4 protein-coding genes are annotated in these 2,005 nt (G+C 31.8%); all 4 read right to left on the bottom strand.

Annotated elements, in window-relative coordinates; genetic code table 11:
• Positions 1-406 precede the first annotated feature (406 nt).
• Positions 407-868 (bottom strand): helix-turn-helix transcriptional regulator, encoded by a 462-nt coding sequence (locus NE665_RS23570; RefSeq protein WP_044906870.1) that lies wholly within the window; start codon positions 866-868, stop codon positions 407-409.
• Positions 869-884: 16 nt separating this feature from the next.
• The gene (locus tag NE665_RS23565) at positions 885-1,166 is read right to left on the bottom strand and encodes a hypothetical protein (RefSeq protein WP_044906872.1); all 282 of its coding nucleotides are present in this window, start codon (positions 1,164-1,166) and stop codon (positions 885-887) included.
• A gap of 425 nt (positions 1,167-1,591) precedes the next feature.
• Entirely contained in the window at positions 1,592-1,873 is a 282-nt protein-coding gene (locus NE665_RS23560) for a hypothetical protein (RefSeq protein ID WP_196837912.1), read from the bottom strand.
• A gap of 43 nt (positions 1,874-1,916) precedes the next feature.
• The coding region (locus tag NE665_RS23555; protein WP_256302557.1) for a DUF4368 domain-containing protein at positions 1,917-2,005 on the bottom strand (89 nt) is incomplete at its 5' end.

Here is a 2,005-nt window from a genome sequence, read left to right as displayed (position 1 = left end):
GCTTTGTCTGATGGTCTATATTGAATATGACATTTTGATGAATATCAATATATAGAGTGACAGGAGGTGGTTCAGTTGTTTATCAAGATCTGTGAGTATATCTATGAGAATATCGTAATGATATTTAAAATAAATTTTATATATAATTTTCGATTGTCCGCATAAACACTATACTTTCAAGCAATTTGAAGTATAGAAAATTATTCAATTTACCACGAATTTACCACGATTGAATGAGCCTTGATATGACAATAAAATAGCACTAAAAAGACACCCTTAACACCTAAGCGGTGTCTTTTGTTAAAAAGCAGTCAATCCTAAGACTAACTGCTTTGTGTGTATGGATATGAAGTTGTCAAACTGGAATTTCATGAATTATCGCTTGCCTTAAACTTGCTGACACAAATCATTTAGTTTCCAATCCACTCAAATAGAATTGATATAACAAATACACCAGAGAAAATATACCAATTAACAAATACGCCACATTTTCTTTTAAAGATACTAGATAAGATGAGAATACAACAAAGCCAATAACCTTGATTACCGCTTTAATTTTGCGATTTTCAATCTTATCAATTTTACAACAGATAAAACGTACTCCAATAACCATAGGAGAAAATAAGATTGCAATCAAAATTAATATAATATTTTGCTTATTAAAAATAAGCTTTGATAACTGTTTTTTCTCATTATCCTTGATGTCCAAATACTGGTATAGCAATATAAGAGAGGCTTGGTCAGGAACACTTTTTCCCAATTCCCATTTCGAAATTGTCTGTCGCGTAACAAAGACAACATCAGCCAGTTGTTGTTGGGTTAAGCCCTTTTCAATTCTGGCTAATTTAATCAAATCTGATATTTCCATAGTTGTACTCCATTTATTATCTGTTTTTAATAGTGTCGCATAATGTTATTGCTAAACAAGCAACTATTACAAGAAAACTCATCTGATGTTTAATAACAACGAAAAATAGGCTAATTGCCAATAGCATACCGATAAAAGCAATCATACTATACTTGTATATCCTAGGATGTTTTTGGGATAATGCATTCGATATTTTTACAATTACCGCTATCATAGGAATAATTAATACCCCCATAACACCAAATAAAATCCCAGTTGCAACAACACTCATTTTGTTTTTCTTTAATTCCTTCAACATAAAAAGAACCTCCTTTGTTTTTGATACTTTGATATTAAAATAGAATTCTTTTTATGTCACGCAACGCTTGTGAAAACAGGCGCAACGGTAACGATTTTCATTCTGGTCATCGAAAGCAAAATGTAAATTTCCCAATCGAGAATTTCTAATCCATTTATACTGCCCAGACTGCTTTTCCCTACATTGTTTCTTTTTTCCCATGATACTGTACTTGTTCATCGGCTCTGCGTCTTGTGCGTCCGGCTCTGTGATGATTTATTTTTTCTTCCCTATAAACTGGAAGTTTCGCATTCTTTCAAGTAACGACTTTATGATTACTCACTACATATTTAGTGCATTTTTTCTCGTCATCCGTCTTTCTTTTATCTTTGTAAGAATACCAGATAAATACATAGCAATAACAATCAGAATCCCAAAGTTTAACCCTAAACGCAACCCGCAATATTTTCGTATATGCTGTTAGGTGTATCTAATCCCAATGCCTCAATCGTTACAAATGCTAACATTCCTATAAATGCAATAATTGTTAAGAAAAATAGTCTTTTTCTTATAGTCTTGTTTATTGTTTCTGTGTAATCTGATAACTTTAATGCTGTTTTTTTCACTTCTTCATTCATTTTCTCACTTTTCCTTTCTCCATCGATAATTTCAGAAATACTTACATCATAAAACTCTGCAATTTCTACTAAAAGGCTAATATCTGGCATATTTATACCAGTTTCCCTTAGTTAAAGATATGAACCCTCTTTATCAGTCTACTTTTCCAATAAATCGGTAGTATATCTCTATTTCCTGTATTCTTTCGTTCTCCTCATTCGTTGTTGCTTCGTGAATAAGGA

It is taken from the genome of Clostridium sp. DFI.1.208 (assembly GCF_024463855.1).
Taxonomy (GTDB): domain Bacteria; phylum Bacillota_I; class Bacilli_A; order Erysipelotrichales; family Erysipelotrichaceae; genus Clostridium_AQ.
Note: the sequence above shows the minus strand (reverse complement) of the source record. Positions and strands in the feature narration are given on the sequence as shown.